Source organism: Methylobacterium sp. ME121, from assembly GCF_000974725.1.
In the GTDB taxonomy this organism is placed as follows: domain Bacteria; phylum Pseudomonadota; class Alphaproteobacteria; order Rhizobiales; family Beijerinckiaceae; genus Methylobacterium; species Methylobacterium radiotolerans.
Map to the genome: position 1 here is coordinate 1 of NZ_BBUX01000153.1, position 2,847 is coordinate 2,847.

General features: G+C 67.7%; 1 protein-coding gene and 2 pseudogenes. 2 read left to right on the top strand and 1 reads right to left on the bottom strand.

Annotated features, from left to right (window positions below; translation table 11 throughout):
* A pseudogene (locus ME121_RS32570) lies at positions 1-425 on the bottom strand (transposase); the annotation flags it as partial.
* A 156-nt stretch (positions 426-581) separates the two neighbouring features.
* On the opposite strand from ME121_RS32570, the gene ME121_RS32575 reads away from it, so the two are divergent.
* Both ME121_RS32575 and ME121_RS32580 read left to right on the top strand, forming a co-directional pair.
* A complete protein-coding gene (locus ME121_RS32575) occupies positions 582-782 on the top strand; it encodes a hypothetical protein (protein WP_059410323.1) in 201 nt (66 codons plus the stop codon).
* 318 nt (positions 783-1,100) lie between these two features.
* Positions 1,101-2,514: pseudogene (locus tag ME121_RS32580) on the top strand (TAXI family TRAP transporter solute-binding subunit).
* Positions 2,515-2,847 lie beyond the last annotated feature (333 nt).

The window sequence follows — 2,847 nt, forward strand, 5'->3', positions numbered from 1 at the left end:
GTCCTCGCGCTGCCGCGTCGAGGCCGGACGACTCTTCCAGGCAAAGTAGCCGCTCGGACTGACATCGAGAACCTTGCACAGGCGCGCGACAGGGAAGTCCTTCTTCGCCGCGTCGATGAGGCGGAACCTCATCGACTTCCCTCCTTGGCGAAAAAAGCCGTGGCCCGCTTCAGGATCTCCCGCTCCTGGCGCAGCACCTCGTTCTCGCGCCGCAGACGCTTGAGCTCGGCGGCCATGTCCTCCTGCCGATCGGCCGGTGGGTTGTCCATCTCCCGCTCGCGTCGACCGTCGATCCAGTTGCGCAGCGTCGAGAGCCCGACACCGAGATCGGCGGCGACCTCGCGGCGGGACCGCCCGCTCGTCTGGGCCAATCGCACCGCCTCAGCACGAAACTCAGGGGTAAAGGTCTGCTTCCGGTCTGCCATCGGACCCCTCCTCCTTCAGGAAAAGAGCTCTCCACTTTCTCGAGGCAAGTCCAGATACCCTCATGTGTGCCTGTAGTCCGCCGCTACGATGGAGCGGGGCTCGGCCTCGCGAGCGCCATCTAGCCAGCCTATGCAGGGCGCCCAGCAGGAGGATCTATGGGTTACATCATCGCTGGCGCCAACCTCGCCAACACCGAGAAGCCGAGCGTCGTCCATCAGGCCGAGACAGCCACCGAGGCGCTTCAAAGAGTCCAGGAGCTCGAGGGAGACGGCTACCACGTGCGCACATCCACCGCTGAGGGCGAGGACCTATCGATAGCCACCCTGGCAGCCAGCATCGTGCTTGATGAGGCTTGATGAGGCACGCGAAAAAGCCCGCGCCGGCGAGCCGGGGGGTCCGAGAGAGGGAAAGCGCTTCCAAGCGTCCTCGATAGCGCTGAACCGGATCGCCGCTGAGTACCTTTTTTGGACATCCTGAAACGCGAAAACGGTGCCCCAGCCGAACGTCGACGGCGAGATTACCGGCTGAGCGGGCAGCCCCCCACATGCTCGCACGCGTCCAAGCAGGAGCGGCCGATTGCTCGGCGGCCTACTCCTCGCCCACTCGAAAACAGGCATCACGTCGCCCACCTGGGCAACACTATCTGGCAGGGCCGCGGCGGGCGAGGAGCGTGCGTGCGTAAGTTGGCATTTCCGGTTGGCCGGGAAGCATGGCTTCTTCTCGGTCTGGCGTTCCTTGTCGTCCTCGGGATCGCCGCCGCGCTCCACCTGATGCGGCCTACGGCGCTGACCATCGCGGTCGCCCCGAAAGGCGGCCCCGAGCCGGCCCTGTTACGGGCCTACGCCGACGAACTCGCCCGCAGGAAGCTCGGCATCCGGCTGACGGTGTCGGCTTTCGACGGGGTGCGCGAGAGTGCAGAGGCGCTCAAGACCGAAGGCCGACCTCGCGGTAGTCCGTCCGGACGTCTCGATGCCGGGGAACGGCCTTACCCTAGCCGTCTTGCGAAGGCTGGCGGCGTTCGTTGTCGCCCCCGCGCAATCCGGTATCAAGGATTTCCCGGATTTGGCGGCCAGGCGACTAGGCGTGCTGTCGAACAGGACCGCCGATAGGGCGCTGGTCGGCACCTTGGTCGCCCATTACGAAATGGAGCTTCTGACCGGCGCTCCAGGCGGCCCCCTACCGCAGAAGGCTGTCGCCCTCGTGCCGGTAGAGGAGACCGATGTGGCGGCCGCGCTTGGGGACGGCCGTATCGACGCGATGGTGCTGTTGACGACGCCTACGTCCTCGGCCGCGCGGCGGGTTGTCGGGCTGGTTCGAGAGGCGAGCGCCGATGGCGAGGTCGCACTGTTCGGCGTACCCGACACCGCCGCGGTGCTGGCGCGCTGGCCGCGCGTGCAGCCGGTCACAGTGCCGGCCGCCCTGTTCGGCGGCCATCCGCGCCTTCCGGCGGAGGACGTGGCGACAGTCGGCTCGTCTTACCGCCTGATGGCGCGGGCCGACCTGTCGCGCAGCCTCGCCGCGGAGGTGACGCAGCACCTGTTCGAGATGCGCGCGGCCCTAGCCGAGACCGTCCCGGCAGCGGAAGACGTCAGCCATCCGGATTATGAGGATACGGCGGACGCTACCAGCGCCCGCTTGCCCATCCACCCAGGCGCCATCGACTACTACGAACGCGAGCAGGAGACCTTCATCGAGCGCTACGAGAGCTGGATCTACCTCGTGGCCATCCTGGGTGGCGGCCTGGGCTCGACGGCGGCCTGGGTGAGGCAGCGCCTCGGGCGCATCCGCCGGGAGAGGATCGAAGTGGCCACCGCGCGGCTGCTGGAGCTCCGGTCCGACGCACGCCGCGAGACCGACCCCGAGCGCCTGGAGAACATGGCCGGTGAGGTGGAAGACCTCGCGGGCAGCATAGCGCGCCACGCACTAAACAGGCCAACCGAGGCGCGGACGCTAGGCGCCGCCACGCTGGCCATCGACGCGGCCCGCTCGACGATCCGGCGCGCTATCGTTCGTGAGGGATACCCCTCGCTAAATGACCAAGCCTCACCCCTCGACGTCTGCTTCCAGGATACAAGCAAGAATGGCTGAATGACCGGGATGGTCGCGAAGCAGACGGCCGGAGTTGGCCGAAGAACGAACCCGCTGCGCGGGAGGGTGCGTGTGGTGAGGGCGCGGTAGGGTCGGGACCGTCGCGCATCGTTTGAGGCCCGTCGGAGGCGGGTCGAGCATCGAGGCTCCTTCATCCGAGGAGCCCCACGATGCACGATCTTCTCCCCGCCAGCGCGGTCAGCCCCCTGCGCCAGCGCCTGATCGACGACATGAGCCTGCGCCGGTTCTCGCACGAGACCCAGCGCAACTACATCCGCGACGTCGGCCGCCTCGCCACCTTCCTCGGGCGCCGGCCCGACACGGCCACCGCGC

Coding starts and splice junctions, on each gene's coding strand:
- ME121_RS32575 (WP_059410323.1), top strand. CDS start 582: ATGGGTTACATCATCGCTGGCGCCAACCTCGCCAACACCGAGAAGCCG.